The 24,309-nt window shown below is 71.6% G+C and carries 16 protein-coding genes; 5 read left to right on the forward strand and 11 right to left on the reverse strand.

Going from position 1 to position 24,309, the window contains the following annotated elements; genetic code table 11:
* Window positions 1-28: 28 nt before the first annotated feature.
* Together AB5J73_RS40795 and AB5J73_RS40800 are read right to left on the reverse strand one after the other, a co-directional pair.
* Window positions 29-2,404, reverse strand: a complete 2,376-nt coding sequence (locus tag AB5J73_RS40795; RefSeq protein ID WP_370964347.1) for a ricin-type beta-trefoil lectin domain protein — start codon at window positions 2,402-2,404, stop codon at window positions 29-31.
* A gap of 26 nt (window positions 2,405-2,430) precedes the next feature.
* Complete coding sequence (locus tag AB5J73_RS40800; RefSeq protein WP_370964348.1) at window positions 2,431-4,398, reverse strand: alpha-L-fucosidase; 1,968 nt, start codon at window positions 4,396-4,398, stop codon at window positions 2,431-2,433.
* A 277-nt stretch (window positions 4,399-4,675) separates the two neighbouring features.
* On the opposite strand from AB5J73_RS40800, the gene AB5J73_RS40805 reads away from it, so the two are divergent.
* Window positions 4,676-6,286: a ricin-type beta-trefoil lectin domain protein gene (locus AB5J73_RS40805; protein ID WP_370964349.1), complete on the forward strand. Its 1,611-nt coding sequence runs from the start codon at window positions 4,676-4,678 to the stop codon at window positions 6,284-6,286.
* A 66-nt stretch (window positions 6,287-6,352) separates the two neighbouring features.
* On the opposite strand, the gene AB5J73_RS40810 is transcribed toward AB5J73_RS40805, so the two are convergent.
* The 7 genes from AB5J73_RS40810 to AB5J73_RS40840 all read right to left on the reverse strand — a co-directional run bounded on the left by AB5J73_RS40810 (window position 6,353) and on the right by AB5J73_RS40840 (window position 16,699).
* Window positions 6,353-7,810 (reverse strand): arabinofuranosidase catalytic domain-containing protein, encoded by a 1,458-nt coding sequence (locus AB5J73_RS40810; RefSeq protein WP_370964350.1) that lies wholly within the window; start codon window positions 7,808-7,810, stop codon window positions 6,353-6,355.
* A 60-nt stretch (window positions 7,811-7,870) separates the two neighbouring features.
* Entirely contained in the window at window positions 7,871-8,896 is a 1,026-nt protein-coding gene (locus AB5J73_RS40815; protein WP_370964351.1) for a LacI family DNA-binding transcriptional regulator, read from the reverse strand.
* A gap of 67 nt (window positions 8,897-8,963) precedes the next feature.
* Entirely contained in the window at window positions 8,964-10,319 is a 1,356-nt protein-coding gene (locus tag AB5J73_RS40820; RefSeq protein ID WP_370973483.1) for an RICIN domain-containing protein, read from the reverse strand.
* A gap of 16 nt (window positions 10,320-10,335) precedes the next feature.
* On the reverse strand, window positions 10,336-11,655 hold the full coding sequence (locus tag AB5J73_RS40825; protein WP_370964352.1) for a PHB depolymerase family esterase: 1,320 nt from the start codon (window positions 11,653-11,655) through the stop codon (window positions 10,336-10,338).
* The gene (locus AB5J73_RS40830; protein ID WP_370964353.1) at window positions 11,652-14,513 is read right to left on the reverse strand and encodes a PQQ-dependent sugar dehydrogenase; all 2,862 of its coding nucleotides are present in this window, start codon (window positions 14,511-14,513) and stop codon (window positions 11,652-11,654) included. The genes AB5J73_RS40825 and AB5J73_RS40830 overlap by 4 nt, the downstream gene beginning before the upstream one ends.
* Window positions 14,514-14,548: 35 nt before the next feature.
* Complete coding sequence (locus AB5J73_RS40835; RefSeq protein WP_370964354.1) at window positions 14,549-15,721, reverse strand: ThuA domain-containing protein; 1,173 nt, start codon at window positions 15,719-15,721, stop codon at window positions 14,549-14,551.
* Window positions 15,722-15,955: 234 nt separating this feature from the next.
* Entirely contained in the window at window positions 15,956-16,699 is a 744-nt protein-coding gene (locus tag AB5J73_RS40840; protein ID WP_370964355.1) for a FadR/GntR family transcriptional regulator, read from the reverse strand.
* A gap of 210 nt (window positions 16,700-16,909) precedes the next feature.
* On the opposite strand from AB5J73_RS40840, the gene AB5J73_RS40845 reads away from it, so the two are divergent.
* The 4 genes from AB5J73_RS40845 to AB5J73_RS40860 all read left to right on the forward strand — a co-directional run bounded on the left by AB5J73_RS40845 (window position 16,910) and on the right by AB5J73_RS40860 (window position 21,846).
* Window positions 16,910-19,279, forward strand: coding sequence for an RICIN domain-containing protein (locus AB5J73_RS40845; RefSeq protein WP_370964356.1), 2,370 nt, complete (start codon window positions 16,910-16,912; stop codon window positions 19,277-19,279).
* Between the two features lie 16 nt (window positions 19,280-19,295).
* Window positions 19,296-20,369, forward strand: coding sequence for a ricin-type beta-trefoil lectin domain protein (locus AB5J73_RS40850; protein ID WP_370964357.1), 1,074 nt, complete (start codon window positions 19,296-19,298; stop codon window positions 20,367-20,369).
* A 13-nt stretch (window positions 20,370-20,382) separates the two neighbouring features.
* Window positions 20,383-20,943 (forward strand): DJ-1/PfpI family protein, encoded by a 561-nt coding sequence (locus AB5J73_RS40855; RefSeq protein ID WP_370964358.1) that lies wholly within the window; start codon window positions 20,383-20,385, stop codon window positions 20,941-20,943.
* A gap of 552 nt (window positions 20,944-21,495) precedes the next feature.
* On the forward strand, window positions 21,496-21,846 hold the full coding sequence (locus AB5J73_RS40860) for a MerR family transcriptional regulator (RefSeq protein ID WP_370964359.1): 351 nt from the start codon (window positions 21,496-21,498) through the stop codon (window positions 21,844-21,846).
* 385 nt (window positions 21,847-22,231) lie between these two features.
* Here the strand turns inward: AB5J73_RS40860 and AB5J73_RS40865 are convergent, their stop codons facing one another.
* Window positions 22,232-23,596 (reverse strand): sensor histidine kinase, encoded by a 1,365-nt coding sequence (locus AB5J73_RS40865; protein ID WP_370964360.1) that lies wholly within the window; start codon window positions 23,594-23,596, stop codon window positions 22,232-22,234.
* Window positions 23,593-24,270 carry a response regulator transcription factor gene (locus AB5J73_RS40870; RefSeq protein WP_370964361.1) on the reverse strand — a complete coding sequence of 226 codons (678 nt, stop codon included), beginning with the start codon at window positions 24,268-24,270 and terminating at the stop codon, window positions 23,593-23,595. Before AB5J73_RS40870 ends, AB5J73_RS40865 begins: the two co-directional genes overlap by 4 nt.
* Between the last annotated feature and the right edge of the window lie 39 nt (window positions 24,271-24,309).

Below are 24,309 nucleotides of genomic sequence, written 5' to 3' on the forward strand. Positions count from 1 at the left end.
CGAACTCCTTTGTCCGGACGAAACACCGTCAGCTCCGGGCCCACTTCTGGGCGTCGCCGCCCGTGCAGGCCTGCAGGGTCACGGGAGCGCTGTTCCCGGTGCCTCCGCTCGGGGCGAGGCACAGTCCCGACGGGACACCGGTGATCGTGCCGTCGGCGTTCGCGGTCCACTGCTGGTTCGGGCCGCTCGTGCAGTCCCAGATGATCGCCCGGGTACCCGCCGACGTGCTCGCGCCTTCGGCGTCGAGGCACTTGGCTCCGTAAACCAGCAGCTGCTTCCCGGAGGTGAGCGTCCACTGCTGGTTGCCGCCACCGTTGCAGTCCCACAGCGCGACCTGGGTGCCGTTCGTCTGGGAGACGTTGGGGACGTCGAGGCAGCGGCCGGAGCCGGTGTTGCGCAGCACCGACGTCGACCCGCCACCCGAGCCGGTCACGGCCAGGTTGTCGAACTGGGCGGTCTCCCCCGTGCTCGTGCCGATCCCGGCCTGGCCGGCCGGGAAGGTGCCGTCGGTGACCGTGCCGAGCACGGCGCCGTCGAGGGATGCGGTGATGGTGCTGCCGGAGAAACCCAGGGACAGCTTGTGCCAGCGGTTCGTGCCCAGCGCCGTCGTCGTGCCGCTGCGCAGCGTCGTGACCTGCTGGCTGGTGTTGTTGCGCTGGATCGACCACGCACCGGTGTCGCTGATCCGCAGGTAGTACGCGTTCACCGCGCCCTGGTTGCCCGTGTCCTGCGAGCCGACCCGGCCGAGCAGCTGGACCGACCCGGACTTCTCCAGCAGCACGTCCGCGTTGACCGTGTAGGTGCTCCAGGCCACGTTGCCCAGCAGCGCGTAGGGATCGACGAACTTCTTCCAGGGGATCGTCTTCTGCGGCGCGGCCTGGCGCACGCACGTGCCGGAACGCCCGGCGCCGCAGGGCGACGTCTCGAACGCGCCCTCCATGTCCATCAGGTACTTGGCTTCCTTGCCGGTCGCGTACCCGTCGAAGTCGTCGCTGTAGGGCAGGTTCAGCGAACCCTGCGCCGGGCTGGTCGCGGTGCCCTTGCCCTGCCCGGTGGTGGTCGTGATCGTGTAGAGGTAACCGGGCTGCGCGGTGAGGGCGAACGCTCCCCCGGACGGCGTGATGTCGGCCGTGTGCTTGAAGAAGTCCGCGGGGTTGTTCGAGTTGAGGTTCGTGGCCCACACGTGCACCTGGCCGGTCGACAGCCCGCCGGTGACGTTGAGGTTCAGCGTCTGGGCCGAAGTGGCGTCCATCGTCTCGACGACCGTGCTGTAGTCACCGGTGCTCGGGGACCTCAGCGAGACGTAGCTGCCGTTGGCGCGGTTGCCGCCGAGGTACCCGCTGGCGGCGTCGAGGTACTTCCACCCGGGCGCGGTGAACTGCGTGGTGTGCGCCAGCGCCCAGGCGTCCTTGCCGACCGAGTAGTAGCCCGACCAGGGCTGGTTGGCGAGGATCAGCCCCACCGTCGGCCAGGGGATGTTCGGCGTGGTGGCGGCGATGAGGTCCCAGTTGAGGTAAGCGGTCATCTTGCCGTCGAGGTAGACGCGGTTGACGCCGCGGGCCAGCGGTTTGGCGCCGTCGTTGTAGTCCTGGGAGCCGTTCTCACTGGACCACAGCGTCTTCCCGGTGCCGGTGACGCCGGCCGGGACGCTGCACGACGTCTGCGCGCTGAGGTAACCGCACGTGTAGTGGGCGCTGAGCACGTCGGTCGCGTTGCGGTAGGCCGTGTTGGTCGAGATCGCGCTCGCGGGTCCCCAGTCTCCGGGCCACGAGTCGCCGGAGATGAGCTTGACGGCGCTGTACCCGTTGGCGTTGAGCGCGTTGCGGATCGTCACGGTCCAGTCGGCGCTCCACTGCTTCTCGTTCTGGACGGTCGTGAGGTAGTCGATCGTCAGCCCGTGCTGCTTGGCGCACCCGAGCCAGGAAAGGTAGTAGTCGGTCAGGTCGTTGGAGAAGAAGGTGCCGTTGCCGATCCAGCCCGCCGCGCCCCAGGGCAGGCCGACCAGCTTGACGGCGGGGTTGCGCGCCTTGGCCTGCTCCATGAGCCACCACTCGTAGCCGCGGTTGCAGTCCAGATCACCGCGGAAGTGCGCGTGGCTGGGTTCCGCCCCGCTGGTGGAGTTGGTGTCGCCGCCCATCTCCACCTTGAGGATCTGCAGCGCGGCGCCGTAACCCGGCTTGAAGAGGTAGTCGAGGATCTGGCCGCGCTGGGGCTCGGGGTAGTCGATCAGCAGGCGGCTGTTGCCACCCCCGCCGCTGACCGCGCCGACGCCGTCGAACGTGCGCCCGGCCGAGCCGCCGTCGATCGTGATCGAGGTGGCGGCCTCGGCCGGCGCGGCCGCGGCCACCACGCCGCCGGCCAGGACGACGGTGGCGACCACCATCCGCAGCAGGGTTCGGAACATGGCAGCTCTCGCTTCCGACGAAGGGCTCAGACGGCCGTGACGGTCCACTGGTTGTTGGTGCTGCCGTTCGGGGCCCACAGGACCACCGGTGAGCCGGCCGCGGTGCTGCCCGCGCCGTCGAGTGCGGTGCCGGTGCCCCGGTTGACGATCTGGTAGCGCCCGTTGCCGAGCGCGGCCAGCCGCCACTGCTGGTTGTCGCTCCCGGTCCAGGCCGCCTGCACGGCGTTGACGCCGTTGCCGGTCCGGCCGGCGCTGTCGGCGACCATGCCGTTGGTGCGGTTGACGATCCGGTGGTAGCCGGTGCCCAGGTCGGCCAGCTGCCAGTGCAGGTTGGTGGACCCGTCGTAGGACCACTGCTTGAGCACCGACCCGGCCACGACGGTCCCGCCGCTGTCGAGCACCAGACCGGTCGTGACGTTGGCGATCCGCACCCAGCCCGTGGGGACCGGGCCGGAGCCCAACGCCGGGATCTGGCCGGAGAAGGTCAGCTTCACCACGTACGCCGGAGCGCTGAACGGCGTCGACGGCAGCCGGACGTGCAGCCCGGAGCCGTCCTGGGTGCGGTCGGGCAGGTCGGTGTACGACCCCGCCGTGGCACCGAGCAGCTGCACGGACTTCAGCGAGCCGAGGTCGATCCGGCCCGCGCCGAGCGTGGTGATGTCCAGCGTGCCGCCCGGCCAGCCCATGACCGTGGCGTACAGGACGGTGTTGTCCTTGCCGCGGGTGAACCGGATGTCGCGATTGGTGCCCTCGCGGGGCGTCGTGAACGAGCCGCCGCCCATCTGCGTCGGGCCCTCGCCGTAGGCCGACCAGGCGCGGGTGGCGTAGATCGACTCCCCGAAGCGGGCGAGGTAGTCGCCGATGCCGAGCAGGATGCTCCGCTGTCCGGACGGGATGGTGCCGTCCGCCATCGGCGCGATGTTGAGCAGCATGGTGCCGTTCTTGCTGACGCGGTCGATCAGCGAATGCAGCATCGCCTTCATCGAGTAGTAGCCGATACCGGTCGTGTAGCACCAGCTGGAGCTGGAGATGCTGTCGTCGGTCAGCCAGTACGGGTTCTGGATGTCCCCCGGTCCGCCGCGTTCGAAGTCGAAGACCTCGCCCCGGTTGGTGAAGCCGTCCTTGTAGGTCGCGACGACGTCCTTGTTCCACGCGACGGCCTTGTTGTAGTAGTACGCGAGGAAGTCGAGTCTCCAGGACTCATCGACGCGGGAGAGGTTGAAGTCCTGCCAGAGCAGGTCCGGCTGGTAGCCGTCGACGACTTCGGCCAGCTTGTCGTACCAGAGCTGGTTTTCCGCCGCCGAGCCCAACTGGCCGTACAGCTTGCGCAGGCTCGCGTCCGACTGCGCCGGCACGTGGTCGTAGAAGCCGGTGAAGTGGTAGGCGTGGTGCAGCGACACCATGAACTTCAGGCCGCGGGCGCGGATCGCGTCGGCGTGCAGCCGCACGAGGTCCAGCCGCGGCCCCTTGGCGACGGAGTTCCATTCGTTGACGGCGCTGTTCCACATCGAGAAGCCGTCGTGGTGTTCGGCGACCGGCCCGGCGAACTTCGCGCCGGCGTCCGCGAACAGCTGCGCCCACTCCGCCGGGTCGAAGTTCCCGCCCGCGGACTTGAGCTTCGGCGCGAACTGCACCCAGTTGCCGGCCTTGTCGCGGGCCCCGTTGACGAAGTTGTGGTAGGGCCACGCCGACGGATCGCCGAACACGGCCTTGTGGTGGTTGTTCTCGCTCGACCCGCCGACGTACATGTTCCGCGGGTACCACTCGTTGCCGAAGGCGGGGACGCTGAAGGCGCCCCAGTGGAAGTAGATGCCGAACTTGGCGTCCTGGAACCACTCCGCCGCGGGCGGGTGCTGGTCGACCGACGACCACGTGGGCGTGTAGCTGCCCGGCCCGGCGGTGGCCGACGCGATCCCGCCGCGCAGGAGCCCGGCCGTCGCCGCGCCGCTCACGGTGATCAGGCCCAGCATGGCGCGGCGGCTGAACTCGGGCATGGCGGGAAGCCTCCTCGGCGCCGGATTGAGTTAGCGCTAACACGCTCTGTCTAGGCTCGGCCGATGCCGCTGGTCAAGCTTTACCCGGCGCCGAAACCGGGGAATGCGGCGAAATCCCAGCGTGCACCGCACCGGCCGGCGTGAAACTTTCATCCGCTGCGGCGGTTGCTTGTGAGCGTGAACATCGCGTGCCAGACTGCCCCTCGCCTGGCCTGGGGAGCGCGACCGGGCGCCAGTGCCCGACATGGCCGCCTCCACCCTACGGAAAGGGGCGACGATGCCCGTTCGACCGCGCCACCTGCTCACCGCCGCGGCCACCGCACTGGCCGTGGTCACCGTGCCGCCGGCCGTGGCCGCGCCCGGCAGCCCGGCGCTCACCCCGCCGCTGGGCTGGAACAGCTGGAACAGCTTCGGTTGCGGCGTCAGCGAAAGCGCGATCCGCCAAGCGGCCGACGCGATGGTCTCGTCCGGGATGAAGGACGCGGGCTACCAGTACGTCGTCGTCGACGACTGCTGGTTCGACCCGCAACGCGACGCCCAAGGCGCCCTGCGCGGGAGCCCGTCGAAGTTCCCCAGCGGCATGAAGGCCCTGGGCGACTACATCCACGGCCGGGGCCTGAAGTTCGGCATCTACCAGGTGCCGACCGACCGCACCTGCGCCCAGCGCACCGGCACCTACCCCGGTTCCACCGGCAGCGCCGGGCACGAGGTCCAGGACGCCACCACGTTCGCGGCGTGGGGCGTGGACTACCTGAAGTACGACTGGTGCTCCCCCGCCGGCACCCGCGACGAGCAGGTCGCCCGGTTCACGGTGATGCGCGACGCGCTGCGCGCCACCGGCCGCCCGATCGTCTACAGCATCAACCCCAACAGCTACCACGCGATCACCGGCGACAAGTACGACTGGGGCCAGGTCGCGGACCTCTGGCGCACCACCGAGGACCTGCTCGACATCTGGCAGAACGGGAACACGAACAGCTACCCGATGGGCGTGGGCAACGTCCTCGACGTCACCGCCCCGCTGGCCGCCCAGGCCGGCCCGGGCCACTGGAACGACCCGGACATGCTCGTGGTCGGGCGGCCCGGGCTGTCGCTGACCGAGTCCCGCGCCCACTTCGCGCTGTGGGCTCTGATGGCCGCGCCGCTGATGGCGGGCAACGACATCCGCACGATGCCGGCCGACATCAGCGCGGTGCTGCGGAACCCGCGGCTGCTGGCGGTCGACCAGGACCGGCTCGGCGCCGGCGGCCGCCGGGTGCGCGACGACGGCGCCGTCGAGGTGTTCGCCAAGCCCCTGGCCGACGGGTCGGTCGCGGTCGGGCTGCTCAACCGCGGGAGCGCCACCACCACCGTCAGCACGACCGCGGCGCAGGTCGGCCTCTCCGGCACGGCGTTCACCCGGACCGACCTGTGGACCGGCGCGACTTCGACGACCGGCGGGGCGATCACCGCGAGCGTGCCCGCGCACGGCGTCGCGGCGTACCGGGTGACCGGCGGTAGCCCGCTGGCCGCCACGACGTCCCGCCTGCGCGGCACGGGATCCGGCCGCTGCCTCGACGTCGACAACGCCTCGACGGCCGCCGGCGCGGGGACCCTGCTCTGGGACTGCCAGACCGCGGCGAACCAGCTGTGGACCACCTGGCCGACCGGCGAGGTCCGCGTGTACGGCGACAAGTGCCTCAGCGGCACCACCAGCGGGGCGCGGGCGACGAGCGCGCAGTGCACCGGGCAGGACGACCAGCAGTGGACGTTCGCCGCGGACGGCTCGATCCGCAACGTCCATTCCGGACTGTGCCTGGACGCCGAAGGCGCGGCGACCGCGAACGGGACGCACGCGATCCTGTGGTCCTGCAACGGCCAGCCGAACCAGCGCTGGAGCCGCACCTGATCAGGCCGGACGCCCGGGCCGTCCACCACGGCCCGGGCGTCCGGTTTCTCCCCCCGGCAGGCAGCCTCAGCGGTACCCGGCGGCGACGATGTTCGCCTGCACCGCGTTCTCCGTCGCGTCGGACGGGTAACCCGCGACCATCGCCCCTTCGTAGAACGTCCCCGCGCTGAGGTTGGCGCCCCCGCCCGGCTTGCAGCAGTCACCGCCGCTGCCCAGGACGATCGCGCCCTGCTTCTTCATCGGGCTGTACCCGCTCGGGAGGCCACCGTCCCACAGCGTCGTGAGGCCGCCGGACTGGGCGTCGCTGCCCTTGATGGCGAACCGGGACGTCCCGTTGTTCTTCAGCACCGCCGTGACGAACTTGCTGCCGAACGCCCGCTGGTTCGGGTTCCACGTCTGGCTCCCGCCCGGGTAGAGCCCCCACTCGAGGTCGGCCTGCACCCACGGGCCGGTCCCGGAACAGCCGCCGAACCAGCACTGCTTGCCGAAGTTGAGGGCGTCCATGGCACCGGCCGCGTCGGCCTTGCGGGTCGTTTCGCTGTTGCCGTAGTCGAAGCAGCAACCGCTGTTGACGTGGGTCCCGCTGGTCACCAGGTACATGCCCTCGGGCGCGCTGCCGGTGGGCACGCCGGTCAGGTGGCCGTCGCGCCAGTAGCTGTTGCCCGGGTTGATGTACAGCGAATACGCCTTGCTGCCGCCGACCGTCAGCGACTCCGTGGTCGCCTTCGCCGGGCTGCTCTGGCTGGACCCCGGCACCACGCTCGATCCCTGGTACCACAGGTCGTTCCCCCGCCCGGACTGGTCGTAGACCACCGTGATCACGCAGGAAGTGCCGCCGCAGAAGGAATCCTGGGCCGCGGCGTCGGCGGCGCCGCCCGCCGCCAGGGCGGCGACGTCGCGGGTGCCGTTGTCGGACGCGCGCCGGACCTGGTACAGCTTCCCGCCGTAGGACCGGTACAGCGCGCGCACCGTGCTGTGCGCGGCAACGCACGGTGTACCACCCGACGCGTAGATGTCGCACGGTCCCCCGCCGGCGGGCGGGGTGGATCCGGTGGTCCACCGCTGGTTGCTCTGCCCGTGGCACGTCCACAGGATGACCGCGGTGCCGTTGGCCGTCCCGGCGCCGTTCACGTCGACGCAGAGCCCGGACTGGACACCGGTGATCGTCCCGTCGGAGTTCTGCCGCCACTGCTGGTTCGCCCCGCCGGTGCAGGACCAGATGATCACCGCCGTCCCCGGCGCCGTCTGGTTGCCGTACGCGTCCACGCACCGGGTCCCGTTCAGCGCCCGCAGCTCGCCGGCGCCGGTGAACTCGAAGGCCTGGCTCGCCTGGCCGGTGCAGTCCCGGATCTCCAGCGCCGTTCCCGGCGTGTCGGCACCGCCCGTCACGGTCAGGCACCGGCCCGAGGCCGCGCTCGTGAGCGACGTCGATGCCGCGGCCGCCGGTACCGCGCCGGCCAGGGCGGCCGCCACGAGCACGGCCAGGACCAGGGCGGCCCGCACCGGGTTGACTCGAGTGGTCACGAATCCTCCTTCGGGCGCCGCGGCGCCGTTGTTAGCGCTAACACTTCGCGGATCAGCCGGTCATCCCGATATGCGCGCGACGAGCTCGGTGTCGAGCACCGCGCAGCGGGGCCCGCCCGAGCCGCCGAGCACGGCGAGCAGCTCGCCCGTCATCCGGGCGCCCATCTCTTCGATCGGCTGGCGGACGGTGGTGAGCGGCGGGTCCGTGCGCCGGCCGATCGGCAGGTCGTCGAACCCGATGACGGCCACGTCGCCGGGCACCCGGCGGCCCGCGCGGCGCAGGGCCCGCATCGCGCCGACCGCCATCATGTCCGAGGCGGCGAAGATGGCGTCGACGTTCGGACGGCGGTCCAGCAGGCGCGCGGTCGCGTGCTCGCCGGAGGCCTGGCCGAAGTCCCCGAACACCACCAGTCCCCGGTCGCCGTGGCCGGCGCCCGCCACCGCCTGCCGGTAGCCGAGCAGCCGGTCGACGCCGGCGGTCATGTCCTGCGGTCCGGCGATGGTCGCCACGGTGCGCCGGCCCGCGTCGAGGAAGCGCTGGGTGGCCCGCTGGGCGCCGCCGCGGTTGTCCACGTCGACGTAGGAGAAGCGGCCGGGTTCCCGGCCGCAGACCGGGCGGCCGCCGAACACCACCGGGATGCCGAGCCAGCCCAGGTCGAGCGGGCGGCGGCCGTGCATCCCGATGACCAGTGCGCCGTCGACGTGGCCGCCGTCGAGGTACCGGACCACCGGGGCCTGGTAGTTCTCCGTCGCCGGCACGGTGAGCAGCACGAGCTGCAGGCCGACCCCGCCCAGCGCCTTGCCGACCCCGGCCGCGATGCGGGCGAAGTAGGGATCGGCGAACAGCCGCGGGACCTCCTCGCACACCACCAGCGCGACCGAGCCGGTGGGCCCCGCCGCCGCCCGCGCGGCGCGGTGGCGGGCGTAGCCCAGTGCCGACATCGCCGACTCGACCTGCATGCGCGTTTTCGGCCGGACCCGGGAAAACCCGTTGAGCACGCGGGACGCGGTGGCGGTCGACACCCCGGCCGCCCGCGCGACGTCGGCCAGGGTCGGACGGAGTTCGGGTGACTCGACGGACGACACGTTCGCTCTCCCAAGACGTCGTTGTCTTCACGGGCTCGCTCGAGGATAACGCCGGTTCCGGGCCCCTTCAGGCGCGCTGGAGCCGGAACCGCTGGTTGGCGGCACCGGTGTACGTCCACTGGGAGACCCGCGCGCCGTCGGCGCCCGAGGCTTCCCAGACGTCCATCGCCAGGCCGCTCAGCCGGTTGACCAGGCTGACCACGCCGCCGCCCTGGTCGGTGACCCGCCACTGCTGCGCGGGGGCGCCGGAGTCGGCTTGCTGGCTGATGTCCGCGCCGGAGGCGGAACCGGCCACCTGGAGCACCAGGCCGCTGTGCCGGGCCCGGACGCGGTAGTAGCCGTCACCGGAGTCGAGGAAGTCGAACTGCTGGTTCGGCCCGCCGGTGGCCGCCCACTGCTGCAGCGGGGCGCCGGCGGCGGTGGAGACACCGCTGATGTCCAGGAGCTTGCCGCTGTGCCCGGCCGCCAGCGTGTAGTTCACCCCGACCTGCACCGGCGCCCCGGACGGCGGGGTCGACGAGTCGAACTGTGTGAAGAACTTCCACACCTCGCCCGAGGTCCAGGTCTGCCAGCCGCTGCAGGCGCACCCGTCGCGCGGGCCGGGGTCGTGACCGCCGTCGAACGCGGCCCAGACCACCGGGTAGCCGGCCCGGCAACCGGAGTAGGCGGTGACGATGTGCGTCCGGCTGCCGCTCGGTGGCTCCGGCGGGTTCTGCGCGGTGCACCCGTTGTTGCGGACGAACTGGTCGCGCAGGGAGCGCCCGGACGCGATGGGCAGGACGTTGTCCCCGATGCCGTGCATCCCGATGTACGCGACCGCCTGGGAACCGCCGCTGCACCCGCTGAGGTTCGCCCCGGAGTAGACGGCGACCGCGCGGAAGACCGCCGGCCGGGCGCAGGCGAGCGCGTAGCTCATGGCGCCGCCGTAGCTGAACCCGCCGGCGAAGACCTGCGAGGTGTCGACGCACAACGCCGCCTCGAGCTGCCTCAGCAGGTCGTCGACGAAGGTGACGTCCTGGCCGCCGGGGTTGGCCCAGCCGTTCCCGTTGCCCTGCGGCGCCACGAAGATCGTGGTGTTGCCCGCGCTGTCCGCGAGCCGCCGGAGGCCGTAGTAGGACCAGTTGTAGCCGTCGGTCCCGCCCGAGTCGACGTCGTTGGCCGTGCCGCCGCGCCAGTGCAGCCCGACGAACAGCCGGTACGGGTGGGAGTTGTCGTAGTTCGCCGGCACCCGCAGCAGGTAGCTGCGGTTCTGGCCGCCGCTGGAGATCGTGTGGCTGCCGCTCGCCAGCCCGGGGGCCTGACCGCAGCCCGCTGTGCCCGCCGCGGCCACCGGCGACGACGGCGCGGCAGCCTCGGCGGTCCCGGCCGTCGCCAGCAGCGCCCCGATCGCGACGGCCGCGAACAGCCGTCCGAACTTCGCCATCATGCGTTCCCTCCGGTCAGTTCCGAGTCCATTGCTGGGTGGTGGCGTGCGTGCAGGTCCCGAGCCGCACGGCGGTGCCGTTCGCGGTCGCGCCCGCGAGTTCCAGGCAGAGCCCCGACTGCGTCGCGGTGATCGAGCCGTCGGAGCCGATCCGCCACTTCTGGTTGGCCCCGCCGTGGCACGCCCAGATGATCGCGGCGGTGCCGGGCGTGGTCCCGGCGCCCTCGGCGTCCAGGCAGCGCAGCGTGCCGCCGGAATAGACGGTCAGCTCCCCGGCCGCCGTGGCCGTCCACGCCTGGTTCGCGCCGCCGTGGCAGTCCCAGACCTGCATCCGGGTGCCTGGGGTGGTCGACTGCCCCGGCACGTCCAGGCACCGGCCCGCGGCCACCGAACGCACCGGCGCGCCGGTGGCCGGGCTCCCGCCGCCGTCGAGCCCGAGGAAGGAGATGGCGTACGCGAGCATTCCCGCCTGCGGCAGGGTGTGGCCGGTACCCGCGATCGTGATGCCCTCGACGGGCGCCTGGGTGCCCGTGCCGCCGTAGCGGTTCCGGGTCCACGACGACTGAGGGTGGTCGGTGGACGACGGCGTCTGGCCCAGCCCGCGCAGCGCGGTCCACTGCTTGATCTCTTCGCCGAAGTTCGGGTACGCCAACGTGGTGTCCTGGTTGCCGTGCCACAGCTGCATCCGCGGGTAGGTGCCGGGGTAGCCGGGGTACATCGCGTGCGCCTGGTCGGCCCACTGCTGCGCGGACTTGACGACGTTCCCGCCCGCGCACTGGCTGTTCCAGAGCGAGCCGTCGGTGGTCGCGAAGCACCCGGCGGGCACGCCGGAGAACGCGGCACCGGCGGAGAAGACGTCGGGGTACTGCGCGGCGAGGACGTTCGTCATCATCGCGCCCGAGGAGAAGCCGCTGACCACGATCCGGCCCGGGTCCACGTCGTGGTGCTGGCGCGTCCAGGCGACCATCGCCATGATGCCGGTGGTGTCGCTGCCGCCGTCTCGGGTCAGGCCCGCTTTCGTGGACACGTCGAAGCAGTGGCCGTCCCGGGTCGCCTCCGGCACGACGATGAGGTAGCCGTAGCGGTCGGCCGCCGTCGCGTAGTCGTGCCCGTTGCCGGTGAAGATCGCGCTCGCCGACCCGCTGCAGTAGTGCACCAGCACGAGCAGGGCCGGCTTGGGCGCCACGGTGTCCGGCACGTACAGGTACATGCCGAGGTTGGTGGGGTTGGCACCGAACCCGGTGACGCGGGTCAGCGCGGCGGCCGCGGCCGGCGGGGCGACCGCGAACACCACCGCGAGCGGCAAGAGGAGGAGGAAGGCGAGCAGACGTTTCACCGCAGGCTCCATTGCTGGTTGGCCTGGCCCCCGCAGGACCAGAGGATGATCTTCGTGCCGTTGGCCGTGCCTTGGGCGTTCGCGTCGACGCACAGCCCGGACTGGACGCCGGTGATCGTGCCGTTGCCGTTGACGTTCCACTGCTGGTTCACCTGGTTGTGGCAGTCCCAGATGATCACCTGCGTGCCGTTGGCCGTGCCCTGGCCGGACGCATCCAGGCACTTGTTCCCGTAGACCACCAGCTGCTTCGTGCTGGAGTACGTCCACTGCTGGTTGGCGGCCTGGCCGCAGTCCCGCAGCTGCACCTGGGTCCCGTTGGCCGTCGAGGAGTTCGGTACCTCCACGCACCGGCCGGAGGGCGTCCCCACGATCTGCTTGCCCGACGGCGTCGTGCCGGGCTGACCGACGCCGGAGCCGGTGAAGTGGACCCAGTTGACGTTGAACAGGTAGGCGGCCCCGCTCTGGCCCGCGGGGTTGCGGGCCACGAAGTAGAGCTTTCCGGTGCCGGTGGGCGGGTTCGTCAGGCCGACCGCGAAGTCCTGCCAGGTCTGCCAGCCGCCGGTGCCGGTGATCGGCACCGAGGCGACCAGTGCGCCGTCCGGCGCGTTGCGGCGCACCTCGAGCGTTCCCCCGGACCCGCCCGAGGACGCCCGGACGTGGAGGCCGGTGGTGTTGTCCAGGGCCATCGGGTCGACCGACCACCAGTCGCCGTCCTGGACGAACGCCGCGCTGCTGCCGCCGCCCTGCGGGTCGGTGGCCGTTTCCACGGTGACGCCCGCGGTGTCCGTGCCCTTCCCGTCAGCGGTCCGGCCGGTGGCAGTGAAGAACTCGGCCTGCTTCATCTTCGGTTGCAGGACCACCTGCGAGCGGCCGGTGAGCGGACCGGCTCCCCCGGCGCCGCCCTTGTCGGTGTAGGACGCTTCGACGACGTAGAAGATGTTGTCGTTTTCGCTGTGCCCCGAGGAAAGCGTGGTCTGCACCCGGGCGGTGCAGCCGCGGTACTGGTCGAGCGGGTGCCCGTGCTCGTCGTGCCCGAGGTAGGCCTGGACGGTCACCTGCGAGCAGTCGATCGTCCCGTCCTCCGGATCGCTGACCGTGACGGCGAAGTCCACCGAGTCGCCCCAGTCGAACAGCCCGCCGGCCGGCGGGGTGGTGATGGTGACCGCCGGCGCCGTGTTGCCCGCGGTGACGGCGACGCTCGCGGTCCCGGTGACCCCGGCCGAGTTGGTCACGGTCAGCACGGCGGTGTAGGTGCCGGCGGTGTAGGTGTGGCTCGGGTTCGCCGCGGTGGACGTGGTGCCGTCGCCGAAGTTCCAGCTGTACCGCAACGCCGAGCCGCCCGGGTCGGTCGAACCGGCGCTGGAGAAGTTCACGGTGAGCGGGGCGGGCCCGTTGGTGCGGTCCGCGGCCGCCTTCGCGACCGGTGCGGCCGAGCCGCCGCCGAGGTAGTCGACCCGGACGATCGAGGCGTCGCTGTTCCCGCCGCCGTACCCGGTCCCCCACTCGACGACGTAGAGCGCGCCGTCCGGGCCGAACTCGAAGTCCATCGGCCGGTTGAACTTCACCGACGGCAGCAGCGGGTCGATCGAGGTGACGGTGGTGCCGCCGCTGTCGAGCTGGAAGGTGAACATCGAGCTGGTGTTCCACTCGGCGAAGACCGCGCGGCCGTCGAAGTCCACCGGCCACTTGCGGGTCGAGGCGAGGTTCGGGTCGAACCGGTAGACCGGCCCGGCCATCGGCGCGCCGCCGGACAGCTGCGGGAAGTGCGCCGGATCGGCGGTGTAGTGGTAGTACACCTGGGCCGGGATGGCCGGGGGCAGCTTCGTCAGCCCGGTGTTGTTGGGCGAGCTGTTGGTGGGGCCGCCGGCGCAGTCGAACTGCGCGCCCGACGCGCCGGTGGCGAAGTCGTACCGGTTGTAGGCCAGGTTCGGGCCGACGCAGAACGGCCAGCCGGCGTTGCCCGGCTTGCTGACGACGTCCCATTCGACGGTGTTCTGCGGGCCGCGGGCCGAGCTGGCGTTCGGCGCGTCCGGGCCGTAGTTGGCGACCAGGGGGTAGCCGGTCTTCGGGTCGAGGCCCATCCGGAACGGGTTGCGCTCACCCATCGTGTAGATCTCCGGGCGGGTGTTCGCCGTGCCGGGCGCGAACAGGTTGCCCGAGGGGATCGTGTACGTCCCGTTGGCTTCCGGGTGGATCCGCAGGACCTTGCCGGACAGGCTGTTCGTGTTGCCCGCGGTGCGTTCGGCGTCCCAGTACGCGCGCCCGGAGCGCTGGTCCAGCGGGCTGTAGCCGTCCGAGGCGAACGGGTTCGTGTTGTCCCCCAGCGACAACCAGAGGTTCCCGTTCTTCTTGTCGATGACCAGGCCGGCGCCGTGGTGGCAGCATTCGGCGCGCTGCACCGGCACGTCCAGCACGACCTTCTCGGTCGACTGGTCGATGGTGTCGCCGCTGACGGTGAACCGGCTCAGCCGATCGACGTTGCCGGCGTTGTTCGGCGAGTAGTAGACGTACACCCACTGGTTGGTGGCGAACCCCGGGTCGAGCGCGATGTTGAGGCCGCCGGACTCGTTGGCCGTGAAGACGTTCAGGTGCGTCGCGAGAACCGTGGTGCCGGTGGGCTTGACGACTTTCACGTCACCGAGCCGGTCGATGTAGAAGACCCGCCCGTCCGGGGCGACGTCGAGCGCCATCGGGTTGCCGGTCTCGGTGTGCAGCGTGACCTTCTGGAACTTCGAGTCCGGCGGCAGCGCCGCCGCGCCGGCCGGGGCACCGGGGGTCGCGAGCACCGGGGCCAGGGCGGCGGCCACTACCGCGGCCGCCGCCAGTGCGCCGCGGCGCAGCGCGGAAAATCCGGACATGGCTCTCCTCGAGGCGAAGGGGTGGCGAGGACGGTTCAGCGCAGGGACCACTGCTGGTTGGCCTGCCCGCCGCAGGACCACAGGATGATCTTCGTGCCGTTGGTCGTGCCGCGGCCGGACGCGTCCAGGCAGAGGTTCGACGGGACGCCGGTGATCGTGTTCGCGTTAACATTCCACTGCTGATTGGGCTGCCCGGTGCAGTCCCAGATGATCACCGGCGTGCCGTTGGCCGTCCCGCGGCCCGAGGCGTCCAAGCACTTGGACCCGTACACCGTCAGCTGCTTGCCCGCGGTGTAGGTCCACGTCTGGTTCGCCTGGCCCGCCACGCAGTCCCGCAGCTGCACCTGGGTCCCGTTCGCCGTCGAGGCGTTCGGCACCGCCACGCACCGGCCCGACTGCGCGCCCACGACCTGCTTGCCCGACGGCGGCGGCGTGGTGGTGACCGAGCAGTCCGCGGGGACCGCCCCGGCCGCGGTGCGGATGCCGCCCAGCAGCAAGTGCCGGAAGTTCGGTTCGCCGAAGCTTTCGGCGGTGTGGCCCATGCCGGTGTACCAGGACCGGCCGCCGTCGAAGTCGTGGCACCACGTCGTGGGGTGGTCCGCGCCCATCGTGGCGCCCGAGTAGCTGGATTCGTCCACAGTGGTCAGTACGTGGACGGCCGGGCGCGGGTTCGCCCGGAAGTCGTACCACTCGTCGAAATGGGTGTACTGGGCCGGCAGCCCCTGCGTGGACGGGTGGTTCGCGTCCTCGACCTTCACCAGCGCGTTCTGCTGCGCCGGGTGCTGCTTGAAGTAGGCACCGACCAGCTGGCCGTACCAGCCCCAGTCGTACCCGCTGTCGGAGGCAGCGTGGATACCGGCGAACCCGCCGCCGCGCTCGATGTACCGCCGGAAGGCGTCCTTCCCGGCTTGCGTGCCGACCGGGTCGCCGGTCGTGGACAGGAAGACCACGGCGGCGTACGGGGCCAGGCCGGCGTCGGTGAACACCGAGTCGTCCTCGGTGGCGTCGACCGCGAAGTCGTTCTGCTGCCCCAGTTGCCGGATCGCGGCGATCCCGGCCGGGATGGAGTCGTGCCGGAAGCCGGTGGTCTTCGAGAACACCAGGACCGTGAAACCCGCCGCGGGGGCGGCGGACACGGGCGGTACGACCCCCAGGAGCAACGCGGCGAGCAGGAAGGCCGCGCGCAGAGTACGAGACAGCGTCGTCACGGGTACTCCTCTTCAGGAGCGCAAGGAGCGCGCGGGGTGCGCGCTGCGAAGCCGTCCAGTTACCGACCGAACGGGCAAGAGCCAAGATAGGAGCCGCCGGCGGCAAAGGTCAATCCACCGTGAAAATTACTCACCTGCAACGGATCCCGTTCACCGCCGGACCCCGGGAGTCCACACCGGAATGAACTCATCGTGGACTTCCCCGGAGCCGCGCTCGGGGAATCCACGGTGAGTTCATCGGCCGAAGAGGCGGCGCTGGATTTCGCGGCGGTAGTCCTCCAGGGTGTTGTCGAGGTGGACGGCGACCGCGTCGGCCGCCGCGTCCGGGTCGCCGTCGCGGATCGCCCGGAAGATCGCGGCGTGCTCGTCGACCGCGCCCGCCGCGTGGCCGCCGACCGCGCCGGACATCCCGATGATGTTCGACTGGCGTTGCAGGCGGCGGGCTTCGCGCACGGCCGCCACGAGGAACTGGTTGTGCGACGCGGTGGCGATCCCGAGGTGGAAGTCGTCGTCGCCGCGGTCGAACAGCGCGGTCTGGCCGGTCAGGTGACCGTGGCGGCAGGTCTCGGCGGCGGCCTCGATCGCGCGCAGCTGCACCGGGGTGGCGTTGACCGCCGCCAGCCGGCCGGCGGCGGTCTCCTGGACCCGGCGGAACTCGAAGAGCATGTAGACGTGGTCGAGGTCGGCGGGCAGGAAGAACCCGCCCCAGCGGGAAGCGCCGAGCATGCCCTCGTCGTCGGAGACATACAGCCCACGTCCCTTGTGCGCGCGTACCCGGCCGATCGCCGAGAGGATCTTGACGGCCTCCCGCACCACGGTCCGGCTGGTTCCCATCCGCGCCGCCAGCTCGACCTCGGTCGGCATCCGGTCACCGGGCCGCAGCTCCAGCTCGGCGATGAGCCGCAGGATCTGCTCGGCCACCAGTTCGTAGCCGGGCCGGTACGGGGCCGGCGGCGCGGTTTCCTCATCACTGGTCACCCGATGAGTATGACTCACTGGGCGCCGGCCAGTGACTGTACCTCGCGACCCGGTTGCCGAGTCAACAACGGCGGAGCCGGGATGAAACTTACATGCGTTCTCGCAGGTGGAAAGTCGAGCGCCGCGACGCCCGTGCGCATCTTCCGGCGGGCCGGGGACCATGGCCCGACATGAGTCACACACATCCCCGTCCCCCGGGAGGTAGCCGCCATGCCGCCGCGCACCGGATCCGTGGCCGCCGCGCTCGCCGCCGCCCTCGTGGTGACCGCGCTCGCGGCGGCGCCCGCCCACGCCGCGACCGTCACCATCGCCGTGGCGCCGAGCGGTGACGACGCCAACCCCGGCACCCCCGCGCAGCCGGTCGCCACCCCGGCCAGGGCGCAGCAGCTGGCCCGCGCCCGGTCGGCGGACGACGACGTGGTCGTGCAGCTGGCCGGCGGCACGTACCGGCTCGCCGCCCCGCTGACGTTCACCAGCGCCGACTCCGGCCAGAACGGCCACACCGTCACCTGGCAGCCCGCGTCCGGCGAGCCGCCGATCCTCTCCGGCGGCTCGCCGGTCACCGGCTGGACGGTGCAGGACACGAGCCAGAACATCTGGGTGGCGGCCGTGCCGCCGGGCGCCGACTCGCGCCAGCTGTTCGTGGACGGCGCGCTGGCACCGCGTGCGTCGATCCCGATCTCGCGCGGCGACGTGCAGATCACGACGTCCGGCCTGACCATCGTCAACCCCGCGCTGAACTACCTCGCCACGCTGCCGGGGCAGAACCGGATCGAGGTGGAGAGCCAGAACTCCTTCACCGACCGGTACTCCCCCGTCGACCACGTCAGCGGCACGTCGATCGTCATGCAGCAACCGGCGTGGAACAACAACAACTGGGGCTACGACACCCTCGCCAAGCCCTTCGGCGGCGGCCAGCTGTACCTGGAGAACTCGTACTCGTTCCTCAAGACCACCGGCCAGTGGTACCTGGACCCGCAGGCTGGGCGGCTCTACTACAAAGCACCGGGCGGGTGGGTGCCCGGCGCCCACGACGTCGAGCTGCCGCGGCTGACGTCGCTGCTGCGGATCAGCGGCAGCTACGACAACCCGGTGCGGGGCCTCGCTTTCAAGGGACTGCACTTCGAGCACACGACGTGGCTCACACCGGGCACACCGGTCGGCTACGCCAACCAGCAGAGCGGCACGTTCCTGCCGGCCGCGGCGCCGATGCCGGGTGACTTCCTGAGCTCCTGCCAGTCGGGCTGCCCGCTGTTCGAGGGCGCCCGCAACGGCTGGGCGCAGGCCCCGGCCGCGGTCCAGGTCTCGGCCGCCACCGGGATCACGTTCAGCGGCAACACCTTCACCCACCTCGGGCAGGTGGCACTCGGCATCGGCAACGACGCGAACGCGCACGCGACCGGGGTCGGCCTCGGGGCGTCGTCGATCACCGTGGACCACAACACCTTCACCGAGGACTCCGGCGCGGGCATCGTCGTCGGCGGCGTGCGGCCGGACGCCCACCACCCGGCGAACCCGGCGATGACCAACCGCGACATCACGCTGTCGGGCAACACGGTGAGCCGGGTCGCGCTGGACTACCGGGAAATGGCCGGCATCCTGTCGACCTACGTCACGCACGCCGTGATCACGCACAACGACGTGGCGAACCTGACCTACGACGGGATCGACGTCGGCTGGGGCTGGGGCGCGAACGACCCGGGCGGCAGCCAGGACTACCGCAACCGGGGCCTGTACAGCTACCAGCCGGTGTACTCCACGCCGACGACCCTGCGCGACACCGTCGTCAGCTACAACCGGGTGCACGGCACGAAGAAGCTCATGCACGACGGCGGCAGCATCTACAACCTCTCGGCCGACCCGGGCAGCTCCATCGACCACAACCACGTCTACGACAACAACCACACGGTCGGCCTGTACCTGGACGAGGGTTCCCGCTACGTTTCCCTGTCGGCCAACGTGATCCAGGATTCCGGGGTCTGGGCCTTCACCAACGCCAGTGGCAGCAACAACACCAGCGACAGCACGTTCGGCGGCAATTGGTACAACGGCGGCGCGACCAACGTCGCCACCGGGCCGCCGCACAACAACGTGCTGAGCGGCAACGTCCAGGTGAGCGGCACCAACTGGCCGTCGGGCGCGCAGCAGGTCATCGCCGCCGCGGGCCCGGCCGGGACCGGACCGGCCGCGAGCCCCGTGCGCTCGGCCGGATCGGGCAAGTGCCTGGACGTCAACGGCGTGAGCACCACCCCCGGCGCCCAGGTGCAGATCTGGGACTGCCACGGCGGCACCAACCAGTCCTGGACCCGGACCACCGCGGGGGAACTGACCGTCTACGGCGGCGACAGCACCCGGTGCCTGGACGCCTCCGGGCAGGGCACCACCCCGGGCACCAAGGTCGTGGTCTGGACCTGCAACGGCGGCGCCAACCAGCGCTGGCAGGTCACGTCGGCGGGTGCCGTCACCGGTGTCCAATCCGGACTGTGCCTGGACGTGACCGACGGCGGTACCGCCAACGGCACCGCCGTCCGGCTCTGGACCTGCACCGGGCAGGCCGACCAGAAGTGGACCTTCGGCTGAACGAGCGAGGAGAACCATGAGAATCCGGCTCATCACGGCGGCGACGGCCCTGTTCCTGACCGCCTTGCTCCCGGGCACCCCGGCGGCCGCCGATTCCAACGGCGGGGTCCGGGTCATGCCGCTGGGCGACTCCATCACCGAAGGCACGCAAGTCCCCGGTGGCTACCGGATCGGGCTGTGGCAACGCCTGAGCGCGAGCGGCTACCGGGTCGACTTCACCGGCTCGCAGTACAACGGCCCGGCCGCACTCGGCGACCACGACCACGAGGGCCACCCGGGCTGGCGCATCGACCAGATCGACGCGAACGTCGTCACCTGGCTGCGGAACACCGGCTCGCACACGGTCCTGCTGCACATCGGCACCAACGACGTCCTGCAGAACTACGACGTCGGCCACGCGCCGGACCGGCTGTCCGGGCTGATCGACCACATCACCGCGACCGCACCGGACGCGGAGGTCTTCGTCGCGACGATCATCCCGCTCGCCAACTCCGGCCAGGAGTCCGCCGTCCGCGCGTTCAACTCCGCCATCCCCGGGATCGTGCAGCGCAACCGGAACGCGGGAAAGCACGTGCACCTGGTGGACCAGCACTCGGCGGTGACCACCGGCGACCTGATCGACGGCATCCACCCCACGGCCACCGGCTACGGCAAGATGGCCGCCACCTGGTTCGGCGCGCTGCAGTCCGTCCCCGGGAGCATCGGCACCCCGTCGGCACAGCGGATCGTCGGCGCGCAGTCGGGCCGGTGCGTCGACGCCGCGAGCGCGGCCGACGGCACCCAGGTCCGGCTGCAGGACTGCGGCGGGCAGGCCGGCCAGGCGTGGACCCGAGCGGGTCAGCAGCTGACCGTCGGCGGGACCAAGTGCCTCGACGCCTCCGGCCACGGGACGGCCAACGGCACCCCGGTGATCGTCTGGGACTGCCACGGCCAGGCCAACCAGCAGTGGACCGTCGCCGCGAACGGCACGATCACCGGGGTCCAGTCGGGTCTCTGCCTCGACGCGTACGGGCAGGGCACCGCCAACGGCACCCAGCTGGTCCTGTGGGCGTGCAGCGGGCAGCCGAACCAGCAGTGGACGCTGCGCTGAGGAGGGGAACGACATGGCCCGGGTGCTGGTCCTGACCGGCGACGCCGCCGAAGAGCTCGACTCGATGTACCCGATCTTCCGCCTGCGCGAAGGCGGCCACGAGGCGGTCGTGGCCGCCCCGACGACGCGCCCGGTGCACCTGGTGGTCCACGACTTCGAACCCGGGTGGGACGCCTACACCGAGAAACCGGGGCACCTGCTCCCGGTCGACCTGGCGTTCGCCGACGTGGACCCCGGCGACTTCGACGCGCTCGTGATCCCCGGCGGGCGGGCCCCGGAGTACCTGCGGACCGACCCGGAGGTGGCCCGGATCGTCCCGCACTTCTTCGAGCGCGAGCTCCCGGTCGGGACGATCTGCCACGGCGCGCAGGTCCCGGCGGCACTGGGCCTCCTGCGCGGCCGCACGACGGCCGCCTTCCCGCCGCTGCGGGTGGACGTCGAGCAGGCGGGCGCCACGTTCGCCGACGGCCCCGGCGTCGTCGACGGCGCGATGGTGTCCTGCCGCGGCTGGCCGGACCTGCCCGAGTGGTCCCGCGCCTTCCTCCGGGTGCTGGAAAACCGCCCGGCCCGGTGACCGTGGCCGGGCGCGCAGAAAATCTATGGTGACGGGAGTAGACATTCGGCGGCGGGCGCGTGTAATGTTCTCCACGTAGCAAGGGAAACAACGTCAAGCAGGCGCGGGAGAGAACGCAACTACCCGCGAAGATCAGCAGTTGTGCAGTGGCAAGACCGGTCAGGTGGCCGGAGCCGATCGGTGAACGGGGCTCCGGGCAGTGACCAGCGGCGTCAGCGTGCTGGGACCGATCAGTGAGAGGGTTCCCCGGCAGTGACGTCCGCAGCAGGTGAAGTGGCAGTACCCAGCAAGAAGAAGATCCAGGAAAGAAGGGAACGGAACCATCATTGGATCGCCCGCAGCGGCTTGGTAGCGCCGCGCGGGTGCCGCAGTCCCATCGAGTTCGGAGGTGGTGCTCGGTCACGAGTAAGCGATCCCCGCGCGATCCGGTGTTCCGCCGGACGCGGGTGCAGGAAGCCGGCCTTCACGGCGGTTGACAATGGTGAAACCCAACCCTTGAGGACCCCGGGTGCCGTTCGCGGCATCCGGGGTCCTTTGTGACGTGGAGGTGGAATGATTCCTGACCAAGAAGGGCCGGCTACGCCCAGCGGAGCCGACAAGTTCGATGATGAGCACTACCCCGCTTACACGATGGGCCGGGCCGCCGACATGCTCGGCACCACCCAAGGCTTCCTGCGCAGCCTCGATGAAGCCGGCCTGATCACCCCGCAACGCTCGGCCGGCGGGCATCGCCGCTACTCCCGGCACCAGCTGCGCCTGGCCGCCCGGGTGCGCGAGCTGGTCGACCAGGGCACCGCCATCGACGCCGCGTGCCGCATCGTCACCCTCGAAGACCAGCTCCACGAGGCCCGCGAGCTCAACCGGGCCCAGCGCGCCAACCCGGAAACCACCCCCGCCGACTGACGGCGCGCAACCACGGACCGAGGAGACCGCGACGGCGCGGTCTCCACCCGTGAGGGCCCGACCGTGCGATCGAGGGGCGGCCTGGGATTGCACGGTTGGCGGCACCTCACCGCGGTGAAGTGCTCGGGCGAGCACGGTCAGCACGACCAGCCCGGCAGCCACCAGCGCGCCGCGCTCACCAAGCCGCCGCACCCCCACCACCGCGAGCCGTCCCGGCACCTCGCCGCGGCAAGCTGCTCGGGGGCAAGCACGATCAGCCCAGCAACCACCAGCGCATCCCGGCTCACCCAGCCGCCGCACCCCCACCGCTGCGAGCTCGCCCGGCACCAGCACGGTCACCCCGGCAACCACCAGCGCCCCGCCGCCGGGAGCTGCCCCGAAACCATCAGCCCGGCAGCTCGACGACCACCAGCGCGCCCCGGCCATCCGGTGGATCCTCGAACCGCGCACCCCCGCCGTGGGCGGCCGCGGTGGCCGCGACGATCGCCAGGCCCAGCCCCGATCCCGGCAGTGCGCGGGCCGCCGGGGCGCGCCAGAAGCGGTCGAACGCCGGTTCGCGGTGTTCCGGAGCGACTCCAGGGCCTTCGTCGGCGACGGAGATCCGGCCCGGCGCCGAGCGGACCGTGACCACGGAGCCCGCGGGCGCGAACTTGATCGCGTTGTCCAGCAGGTTGAGGACCATCCGCTCCAGCGCGCCCGCGTCGCCGCGGACGGACCACTCGGCACTCTCGACGTCGAACGTGTGGTCCCGGGTGCGGCTCGACGCCCGGCGGACCGCCTGCCGGACGACGGTGGCCACGGCGACGTCGGCGCGCTCCAGTTCGCGCTCGTCGCGGGCGAGCACGACGAGTTCCGTGACGAGGTCGCCGAGCTCTTCCGCCTGCACCTGCAGCCGATCCACCGTCCGGGCGCGGTGGCCGTCCGCGAGCGGGCGGCCGGTGTGCTCGCTGCGGGCCAGCAGGTCGATGTTGGTGCGCAAGCTGGTCAACGGCGTGCGCAGCTCGTGCGCCGCGTCCGCCACCAGCGCCCGTTGACGGCGGCGGGACTCGGCGAGCGCGCCGGTCATCGCGGCGAACGCGCGGCCCAGCCTGCCGACCTCGTCGCGGCCGGACACCGCGACCGGGAGCTCGAGGTCGTGGGTCCGCGCGATCTCTTCGGCGGCGCCGGTCAGCCGGGCCATCGGCTCGAGGGTCCGGCGGGTGAGCAGCAGGCCCGCCGCGGCCGCGAGCGCCGCACCCAGCACCGACACCACGACCAGGACGGTGCGCAGCCCGGTCAAGGTGCTCTCGACCTCGGCCAGGCTGCGCGAGATGGCCACGACGTTCCCATCGCCGACCGGGCCGAGCAGCACCCGGACCGGCGCCCCGGACTGCGTGTAGCCGTCCCGCAGCGTCACCGTCCGCGTCGTCCGGTCCGCCGCGTCGAGGACGACCGAGTCCACGCCGGCGGGCGAGCACGTCGTCCCGTCCGCCTTGAGCAGCTGGACGCCTTCGAGGAACCGCTGCAGCGGGCGGCCCCGGTTCACCGCGCGGCACAGGTCGGCCCAGTCCGGCTTCGGCAGGCCGGGGTCCTGCGCGCCCGGCGGCGGCCAGCCGCCGAGCAGCGTCTCGTCCAGCTGCGCCCGCAGGTTGTGCTGCGTGGCCACGTACGTCACGGTGCTGATCGACGCGATCGCCAGTGCGACGATCGCCGCGGTGATCAGCGCGACGCGGTTGCGCAGCAGCATCCGGCGCTCGGCCCGGCGCTTCACGGCGCCCGCAGCACGAACCCGACACCGCGGACGGTGTGCAGCAGCCGGCTCGCCCCGCCCGCCTCGGTCTTGCGCCGCAGGTACCCGACGTAGACGTCGAGGTTGTTGGTGCGGCTCGGTTCCCGCCCCCACACCGCCTGGCGCAGCTGGTGCTTGGTCAGCACCCGGCCCGGGGCGTCCAGGAAGGCCGCCAGGAGGTCGAATTCGGTCGGCGTCAGCTCCAGCCGCTGCCCGCCGCGGGTCACCTCGCGGGTGTGCGGGTCGAGCTCCAGGTCCGCGAACCGGCGGGCCGCGGGCACCGACCGGCGGCCGCGGTTCTGCTTCAGCAGCGCCCGGACGCGGGCGAGCAGCTCCTCCAGGGCGAACGGCTTGACGAGGTAGTCGTCGGCCCCGGAGTCGAGACCGGTGACCCGGTCGCCGAGCGCGTCGCGCGCGGTGAGCATCAGCACCGGCAGCCGCTCGCCGGCCGCGCGGATGCGCCGGCACGTCTCGAGGCCGTCGACGCCGGGCATCATCACGTCGAGGATCACCAGGTCGGGCTTCCGGTCACCGGCGACCGCTTCGAGCGCCGTCGCCCCGCAGGTCGCCGTGCCGACGTCGTAGCCCTCGAACTCGAGGCTGCGCTGCAGGCTTTCCCGTACGTCGGGATCGTCGTCCACCACCAGTAGTCGCACCCGGCGGAGGCTACGCGGCCCGGCTGTGCGGGAGCTGTA

This window comes from Amycolatopsis sp. cg9 (genome assembly GCF_041346945.1).
In the GTDB taxonomy this organism is placed as follows: domain Bacteria; phylum Actinomycetota; class Actinomycetes; order Mycobacteriales; family Pseudonocardiaceae; genus Amycolatopsis.